Annotated in this window: 29 protein-coding genes; 4 read left to right on the forward strand and 25 right to left on the reverse strand. The window is 48.7% G+C overall.

The genetic code is table 11. From position 1 onward, the window contains the following. Nucleotides 1–8: 8 nt before the first annotated feature. The 16 genes from folD to ACN6MW_RS00935 all read right to left on the reverse strand — a co-directional run bounded on the left by folD (nt 9) and on the right by ACN6MW_RS00935 (nt 11,016). Complete coding sequence (gene folD, locus ACN6MW_RS00860; protein WP_419873819.1) at nt 9–869, reverse strand: bifunctional methylenetetrahydrofolate dehydrogenase/methenyltetrahydrofolate cyclohydrolase FolD; 861 nt, start codon at nt 867–869, stop codon at nt 9–11. Nucleotides 870–919: 50 nt separating this feature from the next. After that, complete coding sequence (gene nusB / locus ACN6MW_RS00865; RefSeq protein ID WP_419873820.1) at nt 920–1,363, reverse strand: transcription antitermination factor NusB; 444 nt, start codon at nt 1,361–1,363, stop codon at nt 920–922. A 138-nt stretch (nt 1,364–1,501) separates the two neighbouring features. After that, the gene (locus ACN6MW_RS00870; RefSeq protein WP_364149124.1) at nt 1,502–1,732 is read right to left on the reverse strand and encodes a DUF2273 domain-containing protein; all 231 of its coding nucleotides are present in this window, start codon (nt 1,730–1,732) and stop codon (nt 1,502–1,504) included. 14 nt (nt 1,733–1,746) lie between these two features. Then, nucleotides 1,747–2,304 carry an alkaline shock response membrane anchor protein AmaP gene (amaP, locus tag ACN6MW_RS00875; RefSeq protein ID WP_419873821.1) on the reverse strand — a complete coding sequence of 186 codons (558 nt, stop codon included), beginning with the start codon at nt 2,302–2,304 and terminating at the stop codon, nt 1,747–1,749. 101 nt (nt 2,305–2,405) lie between these two features. After that, nucleotides 2,406–2,813 (reverse strand): Asp23/Gls24 family envelope stress response protein, encoded by a 408-nt coding sequence (locus tag ACN6MW_RS00880; RefSeq protein WP_419873822.1) that lies wholly within the window; start codon nt 2,811–2,813, stop codon nt 2,406–2,408. Between the two features lie 135 nt (nt 2,814–2,948). Next, the gene (gene accC / locus ACN6MW_RS00885) at nt 2,949–4,304 is read right to left on the reverse strand and encodes an acetyl-CoA carboxylase biotin carboxylase subunit (protein WP_419873823.1); all 1,356 of its coding nucleotides are present in this window, start codon (nt 4,302–4,304) and stop codon (nt 2,949–2,951) included. A 52-nt stretch (nt 4,305–4,356) separates the two neighbouring features. Further along, nucleotides 4,357–4,848 (reverse strand): acetyl-CoA carboxylase biotin carboxyl carrier protein, encoded by a 492-nt coding sequence (gene accB, locus ACN6MW_RS00890; RefSeq protein WP_364149131.1) that lies wholly within the window; start codon nt 4,846–4,848, stop codon nt 4,357–4,359. A 241-nt stretch (nt 4,849–5,089) separates the two neighbouring features. Further along, nucleotides 5,090–5,707 carry a SpoIIIAH-like family protein gene (locus ACN6MW_RS00895; RefSeq protein WP_364149133.1) on the reverse strand — a complete coding sequence of 206 codons (618 nt, stop codon included), beginning with the start codon at nt 5,705–5,707 and terminating at the stop codon, nt 5,090–5,092. A gap of 31 nt (nt 5,708–5,738) precedes the next feature. Then, nucleotides 5,739–6,371: a stage III sporulation protein AG gene (spoIIIAG, locus tag ACN6MW_RS00900; RefSeq protein WP_419873824.1), complete on the reverse strand. Its 633-nt coding sequence runs from the start codon at nt 6,369–6,371 to the stop codon at nt 5,739–5,741. A 28-nt stretch (nt 6,372–6,399) separates the two neighbouring features. Next, nucleotides 6,400–7,158: a stage III sporulation protein AF gene (gene spoIIIAF, locus ACN6MW_RS00905; RefSeq protein WP_419873825.1), complete on the reverse strand. Its 759-nt coding sequence runs from the start codon at nt 7,156–7,158 to the stop codon at nt 6,400–6,402. 17 nt (nt 7,159–7,175) lie between these two features. Further along, nucleotides 7,176–8,423: a stage III sporulation protein AE gene (gene spoIIIAE, locus ACN6MW_RS00910; protein ID WP_419873826.1), complete on the reverse strand. Its 1,248-nt coding sequence runs from the start codon at nt 8,421–8,423 to the stop codon at nt 7,176–7,178. Between the two features lie 5 nt (nt 8,424–8,428). Then, nucleotides 8,429–8,824, reverse strand: coding sequence for a stage III sporulation protein AD (gene spoIIIAD, locus ACN6MW_RS00915; protein WP_308996722.1), 396 nt, complete (start codon nt 8,822–8,824; stop codon nt 8,429–8,431). Between the two features lie 39 nt (nt 8,825–8,863). Then, entirely contained in the window at nt 8,864–9,067 is a 204-nt protein-coding gene (gene spoIIIAC / locus ACN6MW_RS00920; protein ID WP_364149141.1) for a stage III sporulation protein AC, read from the reverse strand. Between the two features lie 15 nt (nt 9,068–9,082). After that, nucleotides 9,083–9,601, reverse strand: coding sequence for a stage III sporulation protein SpoIIIAB (gene spoIIIAB / locus ACN6MW_RS00925; RefSeq protein ID WP_364149143.1), 519 nt, complete (start codon nt 9,599–9,601; stop codon nt 9,083–9,085). Then, nucleotides 9,598–10,647 carry a stage III sporulation protein AA gene (spoIIIAA, locus tag ACN6MW_RS00930; RefSeq protein WP_419873827.1) on the reverse strand — a complete coding sequence of 350 codons (1,050 nt, stop codon included), beginning with the start codon at nt 10,645–10,647 and terminating at the stop codon, nt 9,598–9,600. The genes spoIIIAB and spoIIIAA overlap by 4 nt, the downstream gene beginning before the upstream one ends. A gap of 102 nt (nt 10,648–10,749) precedes the next feature. Further along, nucleotides 10,750–11,016 (reverse strand): YqhV family protein, encoded by a 267-nt coding sequence (locus ACN6MW_RS00935; RefSeq protein WP_364149147.1) that lies wholly within the window; start codon nt 11,014–11,016, stop codon nt 10,750–10,752. Between the two features lie 135 nt (nt 11,017–11,151). On the opposite strand from ACN6MW_RS00935, the gene ACN6MW_RS00940 reads away from it, so the two are divergent. Further along, entirely contained in the window at nt 11,152–11,865 is a 714-nt protein-coding gene (locus ACN6MW_RS00940; RefSeq protein WP_419873828.1) for a 2-phosphosulfolactate phosphatase, read from the forward strand. A 70-nt stretch (nt 11,866–11,935) separates the two neighbouring features. Here the strand turns inward: ACN6MW_RS00940 and ACN6MW_RS00945 are convergent, their stop codons facing one another. The 5 genes from ACN6MW_RS00945 to ACN6MW_RS00965 all read right to left on the reverse strand — a co-directional run bounded on the left by ACN6MW_RS00945 (nt 11,936) and on the right by ACN6MW_RS00965 (nt 16,044). Next, nucleotides 11,936–13,189 (reverse strand): aspartate kinase, encoded by a 1,254-nt coding sequence (locus ACN6MW_RS00945; protein ID WP_419873829.1) that lies wholly within the window; start codon nt 13,187–13,189, stop codon nt 11,936–11,938. Nucleotides 13,190–13,319: 130 nt separating this feature from the next. Beyond that, nucleotides 13,320–13,877: an elongation factor P gene (gene efp, locus ACN6MW_RS00950; RefSeq protein WP_053376760.1), complete on the reverse strand. Its 558-nt coding sequence runs from the start codon at nt 13,875–13,877 to the stop codon at nt 13,320–13,322. Between the two features lie 28 nt (nt 13,878–13,905). Next, complete coding sequence (locus ACN6MW_RS00955) at nt 13,906–14,979, reverse strand: M24 family metallopeptidase (RefSeq protein ID WP_419873830.1); 1,074 nt, start codon at nt 14,977–14,979, stop codon at nt 13,906–13,908. A 25-nt stretch (nt 14,980–15,004) separates the two neighbouring features. Further along, entirely contained in the window at nt 15,005–15,445 is a 441-nt protein-coding gene (gene aroQ, locus ACN6MW_RS00960) for a type II 3-dehydroquinate dehydratase (protein WP_419873831.1), read from the reverse strand. A 92-nt stretch (nt 15,446–15,537) separates the two neighbouring features. After that, nucleotides 15,538–16,044 carry a YqhR family membrane protein gene (locus ACN6MW_RS00965; protein WP_419873832.1) on the reverse strand — a complete coding sequence of 169 codons (507 nt, stop codon included), beginning with the start codon at nt 16,042–16,044 and terminating at the stop codon, nt 15,538–15,540. Between the two features lie 215 nt (nt 16,045–16,259). On the opposite strand from ACN6MW_RS00965, the gene ACN6MW_RS00970 reads away from it, so the two are divergent. Together ACN6MW_RS00970 and ACN6MW_RS00975 are read left to right on the forward strand one after the other, a co-directional pair. Beyond that, nucleotides 16,260–17,222 (forward strand): DUF1385 domain-containing protein, encoded by a 963-nt coding sequence (locus tag ACN6MW_RS00970; RefSeq protein ID WP_419873833.1) that lies wholly within the window; start codon nt 16,260–16,262, stop codon nt 17,220–17,222. Nucleotides 17,223–17,254: 32 nt separating this feature from the next. Beyond that, nucleotides 17,255–17,572 (forward strand): hypothetical protein, encoded by a 318-nt coding sequence (locus ACN6MW_RS00975; RefSeq protein WP_419873834.1) that lies wholly within the window; start codon nt 17,255–17,257, stop codon nt 17,570–17,572. A gap of 75 nt (nt 17,573–17,647) precedes the next feature. Here the strand turns inward: ACN6MW_RS00975 and mntR are convergent, their stop codons facing one another. Next, the gene (mntR, locus tag ACN6MW_RS00980; RefSeq protein ID WP_053376766.1) at nt 17,648–18,070 is read right to left on the reverse strand and encodes a transcriptional regulator MntR; all 423 of its coding nucleotides are present in this window, start codon (nt 18,068–18,070) and stop codon (nt 17,648–17,650) included. A gap of 210 nt (nt 18,071–18,280) precedes the next feature. On the opposite strand from mntR, the gene splB reads away from it, so the two are divergent. Further along, the gene (splB, locus tag ACN6MW_RS00985; protein WP_419873835.1) at nt 18,281–19,348 is read left to right on the forward strand and encodes a spore photoproduct lyase; all 1,068 of its coding nucleotides are present in this window, start codon (nt 18,281–18,283) and stop codon (nt 19,346–19,348) included. 16 nt (nt 19,349–19,364) lie between these two features. Here the strand turns inward: splB and ACN6MW_RS00990 are convergent, their stop codons facing one another. The 3 genes from ACN6MW_RS00990 to ACN6MW_RS01000 are packed head-to-tail and all read right to left on the reverse strand — an operon-like array spanning nt 19,365 to nt 21,717. Then, nucleotides 19,365–20,078, reverse strand: a complete 714-nt coding sequence (locus tag ACN6MW_RS00990; protein WP_364149161.1) for a cytochrome c biogenesis CcdA family protein — start codon at nt 20,076–20,078, stop codon at nt 19,365–19,367. 21 nt (nt 20,079–20,099) lie between these two features. Next, complete coding sequence (locus ACN6MW_RS00995; protein ID WP_419873836.1) at nt 20,100–20,909, reverse strand: metal ABC transporter permease; 810 nt, start codon at nt 20,907–20,909, stop codon at nt 20,100–20,102. After that, complete coding sequence (locus ACN6MW_RS01000) at nt 20,893–21,717, reverse strand: metal ABC transporter ATP-binding protein (protein ID WP_364149165.1); 825 nt, start codon at nt 21,715–21,717, stop codon at nt 20,893–20,895. The genes ACN6MW_RS00995 and ACN6MW_RS01000 overlap by 17 nt, the downstream gene beginning before the upstream one ends. Nucleotides 21,718–21,738: the final 21 nt, after the last annotated feature.

The raw sequence follows: 21,738 nt of genomic DNA on the forward strand, positions 1-21,738 counted from the left end.
GCCTGCTATCACTCCTTGATTCCGTTAGCCCTTTTTGCTGCCGTAATTGTATTTTTCATAAGAAGGGTAATGGTCATTGGGCCTACTCCGCCTGGCACTGGCGTGATATAGCCCGCAGTTTCCAAGCAATCCTCAAAATCAACGTCGCCTGCCAGCTTGCCGTCAGGCAAACGGTTAATTCCCACGTCTATGACGATCGCGCCCGGCTTGACGAAATTACTTCCGATTGCTTTGGCTTTACCAATCGCAACGACGAGAATATCCGCTTGTTTCGCAATTTCTTCCATATTGGCCGTACGGGAATGACAAATTGTTACCGTTGCATTTTCACGAAGAAGCAGCATGGCTACCGGTTTACCCACAATGTTGCTTCTGCCGATTACAACGGCATGCTTGCCAGCTATATCAACGCCGCTGCGTTTGATCAGCTCGATCACGCCAGCAGGCGTACAAGGCAGCAAGCTGTCATCGCCAATGACGAGATTGCCCACGCTCTCCGGATGGAATCCATCTACATCCTTATCCACGCGAATAGCATCAATTACGGCTTTCTCGTTAATATGCTTAGGAAGCGGCAGCTGAACGAGGATTCCGTTTATTGATGCTTGATTGTTAAGACGGTCGATGACTGCAAGCAGTGCCTCTTCGCTGGTATCAGCGGGCAAGCGATGAACCTCGGAGTAAAAGCCGAGCTGCTGACATGCTTTCTCCTTTGAACCTACATATACCTTGGAAGCAGGATCTTCTCCAACGAGTACCACCGCAAGGCCAGGAATAATACCCTTTTCTTTCAAGGCTGCAGTTTCCGTAATCATTTCCTCTCGGATAAGGTCGGAAATTTTCTTTCCTTCAATGATTTGTGCGCACATAGCTCCAGTCTCCTTTAGCAACGATGAATGTGTTGAATATACGTTTTCGATTAAGATTTCAATTCTTCAATTTCAAGAAGCAGCTTACCCAATACTCCGTTTACAAACTTGCCCGATTCCTCCGTGCCAAAATGCTTAGCAAGCTCAATCGCTTCATTGATTGTAGCTTTCGGCGGTACATCGTCCCGGAATACCATCTCATAGCATGCCAGTCTCAATACTTGACGGTCAACGCGCGATAAACGATCGATCTGCCAGCCCGTCAAATACTGCTGCAGCATGCCGTCAATGGCTTGCCTATGCTCCATAACGCCTGTTACGAGCTCTCGTGAGAATTCATCCGTGCTGCTTGCCTCAGAAGGGTCAGCGCCAATTTCATTATCATGACGAAGCTCCTCCATCAGCATGTCGACTGCATCTGATGCCGAAACCTCATTCATTTCCATTTGATACAAGCTTGAAATTGCTATTTCTCGTGCTAATCTTCGTTTCATGTTACCTCCGCGGCAGCTTTATGCCGATAAAATGATTTTGTACTTTTAAACTCATTATTTCAAAAAAAACCTATGATCTCCTCCCTGCCCCGAAATAAGCGGCTTTCCGAAATCCGGAGTACGGAGGAGACCACAGGATCATCTAAACGGCCGAAATCTTTCTAACAACGAATACCAAAGCCGCTGCCATGGAAAGATAGGTCCGTTGCTTGTTTCCTTTTGAACGCCGATCCAATAACCTATGGAGACAAGAAGCCCTACAAAAAGCATGTCCCAAAAACCGACAAACAAATAAAGCAGCCCGAAAAACAGCCCTATCGCGGCACCGGCTGCGCGTTTTCCATAGATGGCCCAGAAATCTCTCCACATCAGCAAACTCACCTCTATTCCACGCGACTCTTAAATGTGCCTGTTTGAATGATGTTTGCAACATATACCGCTACATTTGTTACAGGTATACCCGCTATATCCTCTACATGCTCTTTCACAGCGCGTTGAATCTCTTCCGTCAGCACCGGGATGGAGCTTTCGCCATCAACTACCGCACGAATAACAATATCAAGCCCAGCATCCGTTGCCCGGATTCGTGCGCGCAAATCCTTTACACCGCGTTGACGGGATGCTGCCTTCAATGCCAAATTTTCAATGGTTTCAATCGAAATTCGGATGTCGCCGAAATCGGTTCTTTGGTCAATGGAAGGAGCTGAAGCCGAACCGCGATGCAGCGATACGATAAAAAATCTAAGGCTGAGTATAAAGAGGATGACACCCGTTACGATCATTGTGATTTTCAATGAATCGAGACGGTAGAGCTCCGCTATCCAATCATTCAACAGCCCACTTGGCAACCAACCGAAACCAATGCAGACCAGAACAATTGAAATACAGCCAATTACAATGCTATACAAAAACAAAAACAGCTTGTCCACGACCTTAATCAAGCGTAGCGCCTCCTCCTGCCAAGCCGAATGAAAACCCCCTTGCGCCGAGCGGCATGCCCATTCACGAGGGGGTTGTACGGGATTTATTAAACCATCTTTATTTATTTAACTCTGTGTAGAAATTCATCTTCTTCCGGTTTATCAGGTGTCTTGAAATGTACATCGTGAATATGTACGTTCACTTCAACAACGTGGAGTCCCGTCATCATCTCGATTGAACGTTTCACATTCCGTTGAATTTCCGAAGCAATTTCCGGAATACGATTACCGTACTCAACGATAATGGATACATCAACCGCAGCTTCACGCTGGCCCACTTCAACTTTTACGCCTTTGGACAAATTTTTACGACCGAGAAGCTCAACGATACCTCCAGCAAATCCGCCGCTCATTCCCGCGACGCCATCCACTTCAATCGTAGCTAATCCAGCGATAACTTCAATGACTTCAGGTGCAATTTGAATCGTGCCAATGTCCGTTTTCTCATACTCCGCAGCGACCGTACTCATGATGGCTGTACACCTCCTTAAAGTTGCGCGTACTCGGCGAAAAGCCAAGCAATAAACCGCATCTTGTTAATATACTATAACATTCGGCAAGAAATATGACAAACTATACTACTTGTTCACATTTTTGTCGTAACCTTATTCGGGAGCGTTGATATCATGCTCCTCCAGGAACTTAATGTCGAAGTTTCCGCTCACGAATTTCGGATGGTTCAAGAGCTTTAAATGGAAAGGAATCGTCGTCCGGATGCCTTCGATGGCAAATTCGGATAAAGCCCTTTTCATTCTGGCGATGGCCTCTTCACGAGTTGAGCCCCAAACAATCAGCTTCGCGATCATCGAATCGTAATGCGGCGAGATCGTATACCCTGGGTAAACGGCGCTGTCAACGCGGACACCCGCACCGCCTGGCGGCAAGTAAAACGGAATTAAGCCCGCGGAAGGCATGAAATTCCTTTCGGAATCCTCTGCGTTGACCCGGCATTCAATCGACCAGCCATTGATTTTCAGATCGCTTTGCGCAAACGAAAGCGGATTTCCTTCTGCAACGGAGATCATTTCTTTTATCAAATCCACGTTAGTGATCATCTCTGTTACGGGATGCTCAACCTGGATACGAGTATTCATTTCCATAAAATAGAAGTTTCCATCCGGTCCTAGCAAGAACTCCAAGGTTCCCGCGCCGGAATAGTTAACCGCTAATGCAGCGCGTACGGCTGCCTGTCCCATTCGATCACGCATTTCCGGCGACAATACGGAACAAGGCGCTTCTTCAACGAGCTTTTGACGTCTGCGCTGAACGGAGCAGTCACGCTCGAACAAATGAACGGCATTGCCGTGCTTGTCAGCCATAATCTGGATTTCGACATGCTTCATGCCCGTTAAATATTTCTCCAGGTATACGCCTGCGTTACCGAAGGCTTTCTGCGCCTCCTGCTGAGCAGTCGATATTTGTGCAACAAGCGTCGTCTCGTCTTCTGCAATCCGTATGCCTTTTCCGCCGCCGCCTGCCGTTGCTTTAATAATGACAGGATATCCGATTTCACGGGCAACGCGGATCGCTTCCTCCATGTTCTCAATAAGGCCGTCGGAACCCGGAATGATCGGCACATCCGCCGTTCTCATCGTCAGCTTGGCGACCGCTTTGTCCCCCATCTTATTGATTGCATCCGGAGAAGGTCCGATAAACGTGATATTGCATGATTCGCAAATCTCGGCAAAATCGGCATTCTCGGCGAGGAAACCATAGCCGGGATGGATCGCATCACATTCGGTTATGGTAGCAACGCTCATAATATTCGTTAAGTTTAAATAGCTGTCTTTCGATGCCGTAGGCCCGATACAGTAGGCTTCATCGGCCAAACGGACATGAAGCGAATCGCGATCCGCTTCCGAATAAACAGCAACTGTGCTAATACCTAGCTCGCGGCAAGCGCGAATAATACGAACCGCAATCTCGCCGCGGTTTGCAATTAATATTTTGTGAAATTTCACGTAGGAACCCCTTTCAAACGTCAGTTTCCTGTTCGGACGTTCACTCACATCTTTATTCAGGCTTTACAAGGAACAGTGGCTGGCCGTACTCGACGAGCTGGCCATTGGAAACCAGAATTTCAACGATTTCGCCGCGAACCTCTGCTTCCAGCTCATTCATCAATTTCATTGCTTCCAAGATGCAGACGACGCTTTTGTCGCTGACACGGTCGCCGACTTTAACGAAGGCAGCCGCTTCTGGCGTCGGCGAGCTGTAGAACGTGCCTACCATAGGGGATACGATTTGATGCAAATGATCCGTTGAAGGACGGACAGGCGCAGCTTCTTGCACGGCTTGAGGCTGTGCTGCTGGAGCCGCTTGCTGAGTTTGTAAAGGTGCAGGCGCGTATGTATGCGTAATTGGAGCCGCTTGCACATTCACCACTTCCGTTTTCCCTGGCTTGCGGATGAGCAGGCGAGTCCCTTCGTTTTCAATTTCCAGCTCATGAACGGAAGTTTGATCAACCAATTTGATCAACTCTTTGATCTCGCTCAATTTGAACATGAATATTTTCACTCCTTAAATTTGCGATAGCTGAATGCTTCTACAGCATGCAACCCTGTATGGGCAGCATGCCAATATAACCAATTCTTTCACATAACGTTTAACATTATATCATAAACAAGCCTGAACACGAATCATTTTTTGTTTGCTGCAGCATATCCGCACAAAAAAAGACCTTGGCGACATCAGCTCCCATGCTGAAGTTCCAAGGCCTTTTCGGTTCAACGAAGCGGAATTCTCTTTATGGAATATAGCGAACGGACACTTGATCCGCGCCAACCTCCATCGTGGTCATGACCAGTTTGATAATATCCGCGGCTTGTTTTTTCTCAAGCTTTTCGCTCGATACGACGACATTGTATTTATCGCTTTGCTCATCGATGACGACATTTTCATAAAGCTTCAACAGCTCCGATTCAATGCCCGTCAGTTTAGAATTTTTTTCTTCAAGCAGTTCAAGCTCGGCGATCGCTGCGGAGGCTTCTTCCGGTTTTTTCTGCGTATCGTTAATTGCGGCCATGATTCGGTTGTCGTCTTCCGTGTTCTTAATCTCACGCTTTGCAAGAAGCTCACTGAACACTCCGCCTGCCGCCAAACCTTGCTCTTCAATTTGGTCCAATGCCGCTTTGTCCGCATCGCTTAAAATCTCTCCGCCTGCCGGCTGCTCCACTTCATTAACGACCAAACCGTTACCGCTTGCCGCTGCCTCCGTCGCATCGTTGGCTGCCTGCTCCGTTTGCGAGCCGTCAGTCAGTACATCCGGTGACTCTACATCCTGCGTGAATAAGTAATAAGCCGATAAAACCACCATCAAGCTGAGCATTGATACAAGCCATACCGTTTGTCTTTTCGTGTTCATGTGAACACCCTCCCCAACATTTCAATTTGGTTTATTGCTTGCTTGGCACAACAGAAATCCGATTAACCGGCACGCTGATGCCCTTCTCCACCGCATTCGTGATGAGACGTCTGACCGTGGCGTTTTCAGCGCCTTTAGCGACTATGAGAATACCGCGTATACGCGGGTTAATCGTTTTGGTCACAATGGGCTTTTGGTCACCGGACACCTCGTACAAAACGACCTGTCCTTCTTTTGTGATGGAGGTGATGTGCCGTTTGCCGCCGTTTGGGTCATTCTCGTCCGTCACCTGCTGCGATTCCTGCGTATTTTGCACGATTTCTATTTCTTCCGTGGAATCGACGGTAACGAGTACATCTACAGTTCCAACACCTACGATTTTCTCAAGTATATCCTTTAGCCTTGTCTCCATGGAGTGCTCGATTGCGGTGAACAAAGATCCTGATGATGAATCCGAGCTGCTCCAAACCGTCTCGGATTGAGGCGGCGGATTTGGATCCTGCACAGAGGGCTCAACTCCCTTATAAGGCAAAAATGAATTCAAAATCATGAGCGCTGCGCCAATCCCCCCAACGATTAGCAATATTCGCAGCGTCCGTACCCGCTTCGGACCGCCTGGACCGCCGCCAATCGCTGATTCTATGCCTTCCAGCCATTTGGCCACCGCGCCTTACCTCCTTTCCGTTCCTATCCTAACGATTAGGCAACCGCTGCTCTGCAGGCTGCCTGACGATGATTTGATCCTCGGCGAGCCCCCAGCCTTTCGCAATCAAACTGCTGATTGCTGCTGCCGCCGCAGGATCCGCCCGTGACCACTTTCCATCTACCTGCTCCGATTCCATAGGTTGGCTGCTTGCAGCCTCTGAAGCTTGGCCGCTTGAAAGCGATCCGCCCGCTTCTATCGGCTCAATTTCCACATCAACTGTGACAGGCTGAACCTCTTCCACCGCATCACCTTCCTTTAGCATGCTTTTATTCTGCTCTTCCGATTTGAGCGTGACGGTTACTTGACTAATATAAGGCGTTTGATTGCCGGAAACGTTAACCCACTTGAGCGTTGCATCCACTTCAGTTATCGCTTCGTCCGTGCGCTCGGCCAGCTCGCTGCGGATGGAAGCCTCAAGCGTCCGTTCCGTCAATTTGGCGGCTTCAAAGCTGCGTTTCTCGCTCATCGCTTCGGCGTCTCGCTTGATTTGATTCAGCCCCGCCATCTGGTTCTCACCAGCCATTGCCGTTTTGCTCCAATTTTCCATGCCTTCATCCAGCTTTCCTCCGATGTCGCTTTGGATTAGCTTTAAGATGGGCGAGAGTATGGTTAGGAGGATGAACAAGCCGATAACGAGACGTGCGTAACGCTGCATCGCCCGATTCGGAAGCAGCAGCTCAACGAACACCGCCAGCAAAATGACTGCGATGATATCTCTCAGCCAGTCGCTCAACCAAGCAATCACTTACCTCGTCCCCTTCCTTACCTCACCATCAACGACGCATTGCCTGCAGTCAAAATGATCGTAACCGCAAGAAAAAACATAAGACTGACGGCAGCCAGTGCCGCGAATACATAGATCATCGTCTTCCCGATCGTCTGCAAGCAGGTAACGATCGGTGAATCTCCAAGCGGCTGCATGACAGCGGCGGCTATATTGTAGATAAGCGCTAGAGTCAATATTTTGATTGCAGGGAACGCGCTGATGAATAGAAGAATAATTACGCCGGCCAGGCCTATGGCGTTTTTGGCGAGCATGGATGCCGAGATGACGGTATCCGCCGCATCGGAAAACATTCTTCCCACGACAGGCACGAAGTTTCCGGTGACGAATTTCGCCGTTCGCAGCGTGACCCCGTCAGTAACCGCGCCCGTTACGCCTTGTACCGATATGACGCCGAGAAACACGGTCAACAATACACCCATGATGCCTACGCTGATGTTCCTTAGCAGGTTAGCCAGCTGCGTGACCTTAAACTTCTCGGAGAGAGCACTTGTAATATGGAGCACGGCCGAGAAAAAGAGAAGCGGAAACACCAGCGTATAGATGAGTGTACCGACGGCATGGATCATAAAAATAATGAGCGGATGCAGCACGGAAACCGTAACGACGTTTCCCATCGAGGCAAGGAGCGTAAGCAGCAGCGGAACCATTGACAGCATGAATTGGATCATGCTTTCGATTGCTCCCTTCGCATAGCCCATTGCGACATGGAAGCTGTTCACCGCAATGATGATGAGCACCATGTACGTAATCGAGTAGGCAACCTTGCTTACGGCATTCCGTTCAAATGCGTTTTGAAGAGTTTCCAAGACCATGCTGAAAACCGTGAGCATGACGATCGTTACAAGCAGCTTTCCGTTATAAAGCACCTCATGCCAGAAATATTTCACTATGCCTTGCAGCATGTCCGTTAATTTAAGTCCGTCGCCGCCCGGCAAAATCATTTCCATGAAGCTCGGAACGCGTTGATCCGGAAAATAACCGCCGTACTCGCTGGAAAGCTTATTCCAATAAGACTCTACGGCCTCTGTATCAAGACCTCCCAGCTGCTCGTTTGCCAAATCCTGCGTCAGCTTATCGGCATCCGCTTGGTTGCCGGCGGGAATGGCCGCGGCATCTGAATCCATCGCGTAACCAATATGCGGAACAAAAGAAAATAAAAATGTCGCAATCAGAATAAAAAGCAGGAGCTTGGCTCTCTCTCGGGCGGGAGCGAGCTTTATCATTGGCTTCAACTCCCATCCGGCAGCAGCCCGATAACCGTTTCAACGATAACGCTAATAATAGGAACGGCCATGACGAGAATAAATACTTTACCGGCAAATTCGATTTTGGATGCGATGCTTTCTTGGCCGGCGTCCCTGACGATCTGCGCGCCAAACTCCGCGATATACGCAATTCCGATGATTTTCAAGACCGTCTTCAAGTAAATGGAAGGAATGCCTGATCGATTAGCCAGATCCTCAAGCACGGAAATGACAATTTCGATTTTTCCGATCAGATAGAGGAATATGAATAATCCCGTAAATGCCGCGAGCAAAAAAGCAAACATCGGCTTTTGCTCCCGAAGGACAAGTATGAGTACCGTAGCCATCAGACCCAGTCCGACGATTTGAATCATTTCCACTTCGCTCACCTGCTTGCATGAACGTCCTTAAGAAGACGTCTACTGAAACAAAAATATCGATTTAATTTCCTGGAACAATTCATTGAGGAGCCGGACAACCATAAACAAAACGACTATAAAACCAATAACGGTAACCCATTGCGCCATATCTTCCTTCCCCATTTGCTTCAGTACGGAATGTACCATTGCGATAATGATTCCGATTCCGGCAATTTGGAAAATGGCGCTCACATCCATGTTCATCTATGCGGCACCCCACTACACCATCAAAATGACGACCAGCACAGCAATCAAAATCCCGAGACTTTTCCACATCTTCTCGTAACGCCCCTGATCGTCTCTTGCTGCGTCCTCCTCGGCCTTCAACTGCAATAACGCAAGATGAATATGCTTCATTTGATCATCCTTGTCGCTGATTCCGAGCGTGGAACCGAGGCGAATAAGAACAGCCTGCTCGTTTTTTTTCATCGAAGTCATATCCCATTGCTGTTTAATCGCCTGCTCCCAGCTGTCGCGGAAGGTGAAGCTTTCCGTTTCCCATACTCCGCTTGCGGCTTTGCGGAAGATCGAAGCAAGCGGCTCAGGCGTTGCCGATGCCGTTCTCTCCAGCGCTTCCGGCAGCGGCGTGTGTCCGTATCCGATTTCCGTCTCCAAACGCTGGAGGGCATGCGCGAGCTGCCGCAGCTGCCTTGGCCGTTCAGCGAATTTCGCAGCCTGCTGAAAACCGATCATCGTCCCTGCAAACAAGAGGAGAACCGCGCCCAGCAGCTTTATCACGGGTCATCAGCTCGGTATCTGCCTGTCAGGGCATGTACAGCATCCGGCGCAGAACGATTTAAGTTTGAATGCTCGCGTGCGTTTAATCGCGCCGCAATCGCTTCTGCAGGTACTACTCGGTGCATGATGCCCTGCTCTGTCCGCTTAAGCTCAACAACATACGTAAAGGCTCCCTCTTCCAGCAGCTTAAGCAGCACCGGCCTGCCTCTTGCATCCTGAAGGTCATAGGCATGCGCGGTGGCGACTACGCTGATGCCTGCATGGCTGGCTTCCCGGATCGCTTCGCCGTCCTCCGGCCTTCCGATTTCGTCAATGATCAGCACCTCGGGCGACATGGACCGCACGAGCATCATCATGCCTTCGGCTTTGGGACAAGCATCCATCACATCGGTTCTTGGACCAACGTCAAAGGTAGGTACTCCGCGAACGCAAGCCGCGATTTCCGACCGTTCATCCACGATGCCGACTTTTCTCCCCTGCCAGCCGCTGGCTTCCAAGGCAGGCCACAAGCCATAGCTGACCGATCTGGCAATGTCCCTTATCAGCGTTGTCTTTCCTTGCTGCGGAGGCGCCAAAATTAACGTAGAGTGCAGCGACTTCCTTGTACGGTCGATAAGCTTTGGCAGCAGATGGGCGCTTGCCCCAATCACTTCTCTAGCTACCCGGATATTGAATGCGCCGATATCACGAATTCCGCGTACCGCGCCGCCATCCAATATCGTTCTGCCTGCAAGGCCGATGCGATGGCCTCCCGATACGGTGATAAAGCCTCTTCGCAGCTCCTCCTCCATCGCGTATAAGGAATAGTTGGTAATGCGTTCAAGCAGCTTTCGGCATGTATCCGCCGAGGGCTTGTATGCTCCGTCGGCAGTCTGACGCAGCGAGCCGTCAATCATCATAAATCGAGACTGTCCGCGAAATCCTAATTCAAGCGGACGTCCCTCTCGAATCCGAATCTCCTCCAGCTGTTCTTGCATTTGTTCAGGAAGGCGCTCCAGCAGCGTCTTCAGTTCCAAAGGCAATAAATGCGCAACGCGTGCCAGCATTGATTATCACTCCCGGGTGTTTGTCCTTCGTAGTTCCTATTTGTATGCGTGCATCCCGAAAATATGTCTGCTTAATATGAGAATTGCTAGAGTTGCAATCTATTATTTTTTTAAAATACCGATCATTAAACAGATCACTCCCGCGCCAACCCACAAAAACTTCGACGGCGACAGCTTGTCAGACATCCCGACGAGACCGACCGTTGTCGTAGCAATGAGGATGAGCGGGCCTACTAAAGCAAGCGAGGAGTTTACAACAAGCGCTTTGTCGATTTGGTTCAGTCTGAGCATTAATAAAGCGGCGCAAATTTCAATCGTTCCGGAAGTGAGCCGCAGCGAAGCCATCGTCATCACGATTTTATTCAGCATGATTGCGAACCTCCTTTCATAAATCCGAATGTTTCTTATTCATATGCATGCTTGTCTGCCTTTCATGCCGGACACCTGCCCAGTGGCAAGCGCATATCATAGGGTATTGAGCTTAAGAAGGGCGGAATACAAATCATGCAAGTGCAGGTTATATCCAGTGTAAATGAGGCTAGCTCCGCGAGGTTCCATCACAAGACGGCTATTATTATCGATGTATTGCGGGCGACAAGCACCATTATTGCCGCATTAGCTGCGGGAGCCTCCTGTGTCATTCCCGCCGAAACGGTCATGGAGGCCAGGGCGCTCCAGCGACCTGGCGACCTGCTTGGCGGCGAACGCTTCTGCCGAAAAATCGCAGGTTTTGATTTAGGAAATTCGCCGGAAGAATATACCGAACGGATAGTCGCCGGAAAAAGAATCGTGCTGACGACAACGAATGGCACGAGAGCCATTCACAAATCGATGAGAGCCGACCATGTGCTGACCGCGTCTCTTCTGAATGCGGAAGCTTGTGCGCGGGCAGCCATCGAGCTCCGCAGGGATATCGTCATCTTATGCGCGGGCAGCCATGACGAATTTGCTATTGAGGACGGCTTATGCGCCGGGCTAGTGCTGGATAAGCTTCATACCTTAAGCCAGGCAGCCATTGAGATGGATGATTTTGGGACAGCGATGCTTGCGCTGTACCGCAACCGCTCGCAAAACGTGAAGGAAACGATTATGAATGGCATGACGGGGAAAAAGCTTATGAAGCTCGGCATGAAAAAAGATATCGAAGCTTGCTCCGCAATCGATATTTATCACGATGTTCCGCGCTTGAACGGCGACCAGTTAACGCGGAATGTTTAAGACGCAGAATAAAAAAAGGCATGCTCCGATATTCCGGAACATGCCTTTTTTTTATTGTAAACCTTGTTTATTAACGACGGTCTTGCGGGCCGCCCACAAATGCCTGCTCAGCCGTATCAAGACCGTATGCGGTATGAAGGGCACGAACAACATCGCTCAAAGGTTCCGCTGAAATGACGCACGAACATTTGATTTCGGAAGTGCTAACCATCTTGATGCTTACCCCAAGGGATGAGATCGTTGCGAACATTTTTGCTGCTACCCCTGGATTGCTTACCATGCCTGCTCCCACGATCGATACTTTGACGAGATCCGATTCCGATGTGGTTTCGCGGAAAGGAACCTTGCCGCGAATGCCTTCGATTACGGAGATCGCTTTATCTTTGTCGTCGCCGGATACGGTGAAGGAGAAGTCCGCTTTGCCGTCTTGCACGCCGCTTTGTACGATAATGTCGACATCGATGCCGTTCGCAGCCAATGCGCCAAACACATTTGCAAGTACGCCCGGAACATCCTCAACACCCAATATGCTTATTCTTGCTACATTTTTGTCAAACGCGATGCCGCGAACGACCACGCCTTGCTCCATGACCGCTTCCTCCTTCACACTAGTACCTTCGTTTTGGGTAAAGCTCGAACGCACAACCAGTTTAACATTGTTATGCTTTGCGTACTCTACCGCTCGCGGATGCAGTACAGCAGCACCCAAGTTAGCCAGTTCAAGCATTTCATCATACGAGATTTCATCTAATTTGCGTGCATTTTTCACGACGCGGGGATCGGTGGAGTAAATGCCGTCAACATCCGTATAAATCTCGCAGACATCTGCATTCATCGCTGCCGCCATCGCAACCGCGGTCGTATCGGAGCCGCCGCGGCCAAGTGTCGTGATTTCTCCGTCCTCCGTCATTCCTTGGAAACCGGCAATGATCGCTACGCTGCCTTGCTCCAGCGCTTTAAACACACGCTCCGGATGAATATTCGTCATCTTTGCTTTACTATGCACCGCTTCCGTGCGAATGCCTGCCTGCCAGCCCGTAAAAGAAACGGCCTTAGCTCCTAATTGGTGAACGGTCATCGACAGCAAAGCGATCGAGATCTGCTCCCCAACGGTTAAAAGCATATCCATTTCCCGCGCCGGCGGATTTGGATTAAGCTGCTTCGACTGATCGATTAAATCGTCTGTCGTATCTCCCATGGCAGAAACAACGACAACGATATCGTTGCCCTCTTGCTGCCTGTCAATTATTCGTTTCGCTACGCGCTGCATCCGCTCCGGCGTTCCTACGGAGCTGCCGCCAAACTTCATCACTATCAACGACAAAGCTGATTCACTCCCAACCCTGACATATACATACAAGACAATATTATACCACAACGACCGCTGCTATGGGTATATCCACCTACAAAAAAAACCGCCCGATAAGATCCGGACGGTTTTTAGATGTTGCTTACTATGCCCGCGAGATGTATTTGCCCTCGCGTGTATCGATTAGCAAAACGTCGCCTTCGTTAATGAACAATGGAACTTGAACATTAAGGCCAGTTTCAACCTTAGCTGTTTTCGTAGCGCCCTGCGCCGTATTTCCTTTTACGCCCGGCTCTGTTTCAATAACTTTCAGTTCAACGCTGTTTTGCATTTGAATACCAAGAATCTCTCCTTGGTAGCTCGAGATGTTTACGTTCATGTTTTCTTTCAGGAAGTTAAGTTCCCATTCAAGCTGCTTCTTGTCCAAGTTGAATTGGTCGAAAGTTTCATTATCCATAAACGTGTACTCCGAGCCGGAGTTGTACAGGTATTGTACTTCACGGTTTTCGATAATTGCGCGTCCGATGCTCTCGCCCGCACGGAAGGTTTTCTCAACAACGTTGCCGTTTCGGAGATTTTTCAGCTTGGAGCGAACGAATGCCGCGCCTTTACCTGGCTTTACGTGCTGAAAATCGAGAACGGTGAAAATATCTGTGTCTACTTGCACGGTCAAGCCTGTTTTAAAATCGTTTACTGAAATCATTGCTGATTCCCTCCTGAATGAATAGTCCTTAGCCCAGAGTGATCAAGTCCTTCGGGGATGAGGTTAATATTTTAATACCGGTTTCCGTAATAACGATGTCATCCTCAATGCGCACGCCGCCGAAGCCTGGTACGTAAATGCCGGGTTCAACCGTAACCGTCATGCCGGGGGTTAAAATCGTTTCGCTTAGTTTGGACAATCTCGGCGCTTCGTGAATTTCCATGCCGAGTCCATGTCCTGTCCCATGACCGAATAAATCGCCATAACCGTATTTGGTGATGACATCGCGGGTAAGCGCATCCGCTTCCCGGCCTGTCATACCCGGTTTGATATGCTCTAAAGCGTGCAATTGCGCTTCGAGAACGATATTGTAAATCTCCAGATGCTTAGATGTCGGCGTTCCTACCACCACTGTCCGGGTCAGATCGGAGCAGTAGCCGTTATAATAGGCGCCAAAATCAAGCTTCACAAATTCATTGTTACCAATCATGCGATCGCTGGCTACACCATGCGGCAGCGCAGAACGTTCGCCTGATGCCACGATAGTATCAAAGGAAGATGACGTAGCTCCGTGGCTGCGCATATACACTTCCATCTCGAGCGCAATATCCGTTTCACGGACGCCCGGGCGAATGAGCTTCAAAATATGCTGGAAGGTGCTGTCTGCGAGATCGGCTGCTTCCTGCATCACTTGCAGCTCAGCAGCGTCCTTAATCTGGCGAAGCTGCTCAACCAGACCTGCAGCAGGCTCCAGCGTAATGCCGGTTAGCGTTTTGGTCCAAGACAAAAATTCACTGTACACAACATGATCCTGCTCAAAAGCTAGCTTAGATACCTTTTCCTGCGTCAGAATTTCCAGCACGTCAACAAGCGGATTAGCTCCGTGCTCGACAATCTGAAAACCGGCAGCTTGAAGCGGGGCTTGCGTACGGTAACGGAAATCCGTAAGCAGGTAGCTCGCGCTTCCCGTAATCAGCACCATGCCCGACGAACCGGTGAAGCCGCTTATGTAGCGTCGGTTATATTCGCTTCCAATTAGAATCGCTTCAAAGCGATGTTTTTCCATCAGCTGGCGAAGTCGCTTTACTCTATCGTTTGGCATAACCGTTCCACCCTTTCATGACTTCTTACAATTTGTCCAAGTGACGCACAAGCGCAGTTAAACCGAGTTCATAGCTGTGCGAACCAAAGCCGGCAATTTGGCCGACTGCGATTGCGGCAACGACGGATACATGTCGGAACGATTCCCGTTTATGGATGTTCGACATATGCACCTCGATGATCGGCACCCCAATGGAGCTTAGGGCATCGCGCAGTGCATAACTGTAATGCGTCCAAGCGCCGGGATTTATGACGATGCCGTCTGCTTTGCCAAACGCGCTATGTATCCGGTCAATCATTTCGCCTTCGTGATTCGTTTGGAAAAATTCAACGGAGACGCCAAGCGTCTCGGCTTTATCCTTCAAGAGCGATTCGATGTCTGCCAGCGTTTCCGACCCGTATACATTAGGCTCACGAGTACCGAGCATGTTCAAGTTCGGTCCGTTCATTATAACGATTTTGTGCATGAATGCACCTCCCAGGCAACCGAATCCATCATAGGTTCAAAGATCAATAGCCATTTTACCACAAATGTCCTCTGCTTGAGAAGTACAACTCATTACTGGATCTTTATCGGCTCCCTCGAAGCTTCATCCGTAAACTCGAATGCAATCGAATACCCGATAAATATTCCCCATAAAAGAAAGACGCACAGCTCGGTATACAGCGTATTCCAGCCTTGTTTCCGTATGCCTTCCATGATGCCAAGCAGCGGTCCGGCAACAATAAAAATGATAACCCACCAGACGGCTCCGTATAATACGCCGGGCCATGGTCCCCGCAATTTTCCAAGCGCTATTTTGTAAAGAAAAGCAGCGGCAATCGAAAAAAGAACGAAAAAGGCGATTCCTAACACCTCTCCCCAGCCTGTCTTTAAAAAAGATTCCTTGAAAAACGGATCCGCGGCAAACCCCGGCATTATCGTCGTAAATTTCATTTCATAGAACATCCAGCGTACGATTCCCCAAATAAGCCCCGCAAAAAAACCGATTTGGAGCGAATACAGCCATGGGTTCGTATGATGCTGCGTTTGATCATTGCTGTTTTTTTGCTTCTTTTTCGCCATTTTGAAAACCTCCGCTCATCTATCCTTTGTCATCCGGTTTAGTATGTGAAAAAGTTCCGATTCATAACCGCCAGATATCTTTCACTGGCCCTCCGCTTCCAATATGCTTTCGTTGGCAATTAGCTATGGGATCAAGTACAATAGACTTACAAAGTTTAAGGTACATTCGTCGTAACAGCTAAGACGATATTCCACTCAAGGAAGGTGACAAGCACTTGCCGCAAGACTCCCGAAGCATTTATGGCGGACAAGCGGTTATCGAAGGCGTTATGTTTGCTGGCAAACACGTTAACGTAACTGCTGTCCGACGCAAGAATGATGAAATCGTATTTTACGAGGTACCCCGCACTACCAAGAGATGGATTCAAGCTCTCAAAAAAATCCCGCTCGTTCGGGGCGTGGTTGGCATACTTGAATCAAGCGCCAAAGGTTCGCAGCATTTGAATTTTTCAATGGAAGCCTATGCTGAGGATGAGGCCGGCGAAGAAAAGGAAACAAATCCGGCAGAGCAAGCCCCTATGATCAAGGAAGAGAAAAAGCAAGGCTGGAGCCTAAGCATGGTTGTCGGCGTAGCCGTCGCGGGTGTGCTGTCCTTTATTTTCGGAAAGCTCATTTTCACTGCCGCTCCCGCAGCAATCGAGGAATTGCTTTTCGCCGGGGTATTTGTTAACAAAGTCGGTCATAATTTATTAGAAGGACTTATCAAAATCATTTTATTGCTGGCGTATTTGTATTTCATCTCCATGACGCCTTTAATTAAGCGTTTGTTTCAATATCACGGCGCTGAGCATAAAGTCATAAGCTGTTATGAGGCAGGCGAAGAGCTAACGATCCGGAATGTACAAAAATACAGCCGGCTCCACTACCGCTGCGGCTCCAGCTTTATCGTATTCACGGTAATCGTCGGCGTTGTTGTCTACTCGCTTCCGTTCTTTACATGGGATTCGATTTGGGAGCGCGTATACATCCGGATTTTATTGCTTCCGCTAGTTCTAGGCCTCTCGTATGAAGTGCTGCGCTGGACCAACGCTTTACGCGAAATTCCGGTATTGCGCTACCTCGGGTACCCTGGGCTGTGGCTGCAGCTGCTTACAACGAAAGAGCCTCGCGACGAGCAGGTTGCGGTATCCATCGCTTCTTTCAACCGCATGCTCGAGCTGGACAAACAAATCAAATAGTTTATCGAATGAAAGGAAAGGCGGTATTTAAAATGAGCAGAACAACCGGTAAATGGAATGTGTGGTCCATTACATTTTTGGCGCTTCTCGTAATTGGGCTCGTTTACAGCGTTATCTCAAGCCCACTAACCTTTCTCATTCCAATTGTAGTGCTTGGCGGAATCTTCTTGTTATATAAATATCCGCCTGCTTTCTTAAGAGGATATCATTCGCAGCAGGGCCGAACGCAGGTCAAGCAGAGCCGTGCGGCAGCCCCGAAATCCAAAGTAAATAAGCCGCGCTCCAAAACAGTCCCTTTCCGCGTCATTGAAGGCGGCAAGGAAGACGATGATCTGCCAAAATACCATTAACGAATACGGCTATAATCAGAAAAGGTCTGAAGCGCGATGCTTCAGACCTTTTTTTTCGTCCATTTTTCGTATGTATTACTCGCTGTCCATTTCCGCTCGTACGGCACGCAGCTCGTCCATTCTCTGTGAATCCCTGCGGAAATATTCAACCAACGTTTCGATACAGGTAATGGAATCCCAGCTTAAGTGATGCTCGATTCCTTCGACATCCTGATAAATGTTCTCGTCCTGTACGCCGATCGTCGTTAAAAAAGATTCTAACAACTGATGGCGATCGACAAGCCTTTTACCCATTTTCTTGCCTTTATTCGTCAGGACCAGCCCGCGATACTTCTCATAAATCAAATAATTATCCTTGTCGAGCTTTTGGATCATCTTGGTTACGGAGGACGGATGCACCTCTAGTCCTTCTGCAATATCCGAGACACGCGCATAACCTTTTTCGTCAATTAACTTATAAATTCTTTCCAAGTAGTCTTCCATGCTCGGTGTCGGCACTGAAGAACCCCCTAACCATACATCTTCACCTTACTTCGTAGGCGTTACTCTTAGTATCATACACTGATCGTTGCATTCACTGCAACCCGTTCGGCATTCCAACATCGTTTTCCAAATCCGAATGGCTCTTGAACTTACCAGATTCAACGGCGCTTATCCTCCACACAATAAGTTGATTCTGAATCGATTAAACCACTGGAGGAATGACCGATGAGCACTGTCCTTCTCGATCGTCCCAAAACGGATCGCTCCACCCTCTCTTTCGTTCCCGAGCTTGTCTATTTTGAGCCCTCTGCCTTAGATTATCCAAAAGGACAGCGGATTTTCGAATGGGTAAAAAAGGAAGGTATTCCTTATCGGATGACAACCTCACACAACCGTATCACCAACTTGCCTGGAGATACCGAGCTGGAACAATATAAAATCGCCAAGCGCACGCTTGTCGTCGGCATCCGTAAAACGTTAAAATTCGATACCTCGAAGCCTTCGGCCGAATATGCGATACCGATTGCCACAGGCTGCATGGCCCACTGCCATTATTGCTACTTGCAGACGACTTTAGGCGCCAAGCCTTACATTCGGGTTTACGTAAATATCGACGATATTCTTGAAGCTGCACGCGGTTATATCGAGGAGAGAAACCCGGAAGTTACCCGGTTTGAAGCAGCCTGCACCTCAGATCCCGTGGGACTTGAGCCGATAACGGGCAGTCTGCGCGAGCTCATTGATTTTATGGGCGAACAGGAGAATGGCCGGCTTCGTTTTGTGACCAAATTCCATCATGTCGATTCACTTCTAGATGCCAAGCATAACGGACATACCCGCATTCGCTTCAGCGTCAACGCGAAATACGTGATCAAAAACTTCGAGCCGGCCACATCAAGCTTTGATCAACGCATTGAGGCCGCAGCAAAGGTAGCCAGGGCAGGTTATCCCATGGGCTTCATCATTGCTCCGATAATTTGGCACGAAGGCTGGGAGGATGGCTATGGCGAGCTTATAGCCGCGATTGCTAAGCAGCTCCCGCCCGATGTGACCAAGGATTTGACCTTTGAGCTGATACAGCATCGATTTACGAAAACGGCGAAAGCCGTCATTGAGAAACGATACCCGCGCACAAAGCTGGAAATGGATATCGAAAAACGAAAATATAAGTGGGGACGTTGGGGACAAGGGAAATATGTTTATCCCGATGAACAAGCAAATGCGCTCCGCATGTATATATCGGAGCGCATTTTCGATCATTTTCCTGAAGCAAAAATTGAATATTTCACTTAACACATCTATTTTGTTTCTAGAAAGCAAGCCATTCCGGGGTAATCATGTTTAACCAGATGGTAATTTTCGTCATTTGGTCCGTAAATAACAAGAGACCCATGAGGATCATGACGGCTCCGCCGATTTTCATAACGGCAGCGGAATATTTCAGAATCCATCTGGCCGTGCCTAAGAAAAAGGCAAGTACAAAAAAAGGAATCGCAAAACCGAGCGCATAGGCTGTCGTCAGTTGGAACCATGTTCCCGGTTCCGTTGCGGCAAGCCCTAATATAGCGGTCAATGCAGGTCCCATGCAAGGTGTCCAGCCTGCTGAAAAACCAATTCCGAAAATAAACGAGCTGACGTAATTTGCTTTTTTCGGAATCAAATTCATCCGCCGCTCTTTCATCAGGAGTTGAGGCTGGAATAGGCCAATCAGGAAAAGACCCATTAAAATAATTAAAATAGCGGATAGTTGCCGGATCAGCTGCCTGTACTCGCTAAAAAATTCAGCAAACACATTCGTTCCGTATCCTAACGCATAATAAACCGTACAGAATCCCAATATGAAAAACAGCGTATGCGACATCGTTCGCATGCGTTTTTGTTTGGCATTCGAATTTTCCTTCAGATCCGCCACTGAAATTCCCGTTATGTATGACAAATACGAGGGGTAAAGAGGCAAGCAGCAAGGTGAAATAAACGATGCAAAGCCGGCGCCGAAGGCCAGCCAAATGTTAATGTCTGACAAACCCTTTTCCCCCTATCCAAATCAACTGCCCGCGCGTACGCCGCGCCGGAATACGAGCAGCAACAGCAAAACTGCAATGAGCAGCAGCACAATGGTACCGCCAGGCGCCAGGTTCCATACGCCCGCTATGATTAAGCCCGCGATAACGGCCAGCTCGCCAATAATGACAACCGTTATAACACTTTGGCGGAAGCTCCGCGCAATAATCAAGCTGCATGCGGCCGGAATGGTCAGCAGCGCGGAAACCAGCAGCGCGCCTACGATTTTTATCGAAACGCTAATAATAAGAGCGGTAAGCACGCTAATCATAACATTATAAAATTTAACGGGCAAGCCGCTGACTGCTGCCGCATCCTCATCGAAAGTGATTAAGAAAAGCTCCTTCAACTGCATCCAAATCGCAACGAGTACGATGATCGTAACCGCGCCGATCACATAGAGATCCGTGTTGTTCAGCGTATAGATGCTGCCGAATAAATAGCTGTTCACGTTGTTATTGAAGCCCTTTCCCATCGTGAACAGCAACGACGCCAGCGCAACCCCGCCAGACATAATAATGGCGATGGACAGCTCCGCATACGATTTATATGCTTTGCGGAGCTTTTCTATGGCAAAGGATGCGGCAATCGCGAATATTAATCCTACGGCTATCGGATAAACTCCGATCAAAAAACCGAGCGCAACGCCTGCAATCGATACGTGAGACAAGGTGTCTCCTATCATCGACAGCCTGCGAAGCACAAGAAATAAGCCCATGAGCGGGGCCGTTACGCCAATAAGCAACCCGCCAATAAGGGCCCGTTGAAAAAATTCACTAGTTACGATCTCCAATCAAAACAACCTCTTTCCTGCTCTCCATTTGTTCCCTAAGACCTTTCAAGCTGTGCGCCAGGTCATTCTCCACGCAATCCTGCGTTTCATGCGAATGCTTAATATGAAACTTAAGCTTTCCGTTTGCTGCCGCCGGCTCTTGTCCCAAGTAAGAACGGATCATATCCAAATCATGGGAGACCATCAGAAACGTAATATTATGATGTTGATGCATATGCTTAATCATATGGAAAAAGCTTTCTTGCGTTTCGGTATCTATACCAACCGTCGGTTCATCCAGAATCAGCAGCGACGGATTGTTGATTAATGCCCTTGCCAAAAATACCCGCTGCTGCTGTCCGCCTGACAGCTGACCTATGCGCTTATCTTTTAAGTCATCGATCCCCATTGCATGAAGGGCATCGTCGCATTTTTGATTGTCCGCTTTGTTCATTTTTTTGAACAGCTTGCTTCTTCCATATAGCCCGGAAAGAACGACTTCGCGAACCGTAGCGGGGAACAACGGGTTTAACGAATTTTTCTGAGGGACATATCCAATACGCTCCCATTGCTTAAACCGGTCTACTTTTTCTCCAAACAAACGAATCGTGCCGCTGGTAGGTTTAAGCAAGCCCACAATCATTCGCAGCAGCGTTGTTTTCCCTGCGCCATTCGTCCCTATCAAGCCAATAAAGTCCCGTTCCTTCACCGCAAAGCTTAGATTTGAAATGACGGTCTGCTGTTGAAAAGAAAAGGAGACATCCTCCAGTGAAATAACCTCTTGGTGACAACTGGCGTCGGCATTTGCCATTCGATTTAATTGCGCCATAATTTCTCTCCTCACAGCAAT

It is taken from the genome of Pristimantibacillus sp. PTI5, from assembly GCF_048572955.1.
Taxonomy (GTDB): Bacteria; Bacillota; Bacilli; order Paenibacillales; family Paenibacillaceae; genus Pristimantibacillus.

Bases quoted from the DNA above. Each gene is read 5' to 3' on its own strand.
- folD (WP_419873819.1), bottom strand. From the start codon at position 869: ATGTGCGCACAAATCATTGAAGGAAAGAAAATTTCCGACCTTATCCGA.
- nusB (WP_419873820.1), bottom strand. From the start codon at position 1,363: ATGAAACGAAGATTAGCACGAGAAATAGCAATTTCAAGCTTGTATCAA.
- ACN6MW_RS00870 (WP_364149124.1), bottom strand. From the start codon at position 1,732: ATGTGGAGAGATTTCTGGGCCATCTATGGAAAACGCGCAGCCGGTGCC.
- ACN6MW_RS00880 (WP_419873822.1), bottom strand. From the start codon at position 2,813: ATGAGTACGGTCGCTGCGGAGTATGAGAAAACGGACATTGGCACGATT.
- accB (WP_364149131.1), bottom strand. From the start codon at position 4,848: ATGTTCAAATTGAGCGAGATCAAAGAGTTGATCAAATTGGTTGATCAA.
- ACN6MW_RS00895 (WP_364149133.1), bottom strand. From the start codon at position 5,707: ATGAACACGAAAAGACAAACGGTATGGCTTGTATCAATGCTCAGCTTG.
- spoIIIAE (WP_419873826.1), bottom strand. From the start codon at position 8,423: ATGATAAAGCTCGCTCCCGCCCGAGAGAGAGCCAAGCTCCTGCTTTTT.
- spoIIIAC (WP_364149141.1), bottom strand. From the start codon at position 9,067: ATGAACATGGATGTGAGCGCCATTTTCCAAATTGCCGGAATCGGAATC.
- spoIIIAA (WP_419873827.1), bottom strand. From the start codon at position 10,647: ATGCTGGCACGCGTTGCGCATTTATTGCCTTTGGAACTGAAGACGCTG.
- ACN6MW_RS00935 (WP_364149147.1), bottom strand. From the start codon at position 11,016: ATGCTGAATAAAATCGTGATGACGATGGCTTCGCTGCGGCTCACTTCC.
- ACN6MW_RS00940 (WP_419873828.1), top strand. From the start codon at position 11,152: ATGCAAGTGCAGGTTATATCCAGTGTAAATGAGGCTAGCTCCGCGAGG.
- efp (WP_053376760.1), bottom strand. From the start codon at position 13,877: ATGATTTCAGTAAACGATTTTAAAACAGGCTTGACCGTGCAAGTAGAC.
- ACN6MW_RS00955 (WP_419873830.1), bottom strand. From the start codon at position 14,979: ATGCCAAACGATAGAGTAAAGCGACTTCGCCAGCTGATGGAAAAACAT.
- aroQ (WP_419873831.1), bottom strand. From the start codon at position 15,445: ATGCACAAAATCGTTATAATGAACGGACCGAACTTGAACATGCTCGGT.
- ACN6MW_RS00965 (WP_419873832.1), bottom strand. From the start codon at position 16,044: ATGGCGAAAAAGAAGCAAAAAAACAGCAATGATCAAACGCAGCATCAT.
- ACN6MW_RS00975 (WP_419873834.1), top strand. From the start codon at position 17,255: ATGAGCAGAACAACCGGTAAATGGAATGTGTGGTCCATTACATTTTTG.
- splB (WP_419873835.1), top strand. From the start codon at position 18,281: ATGAGCACTGTCCTTCTCGATCGTCCCAAAACGGATCGCTCCACCCTC.
- ACN6MW_RS01000 (WP_364149165.1), bottom strand. From the start codon at position 21,717: ATGGCGCAATTAAATCGAATGGCAAATGCCGACGCCAGTTGTCACCAA.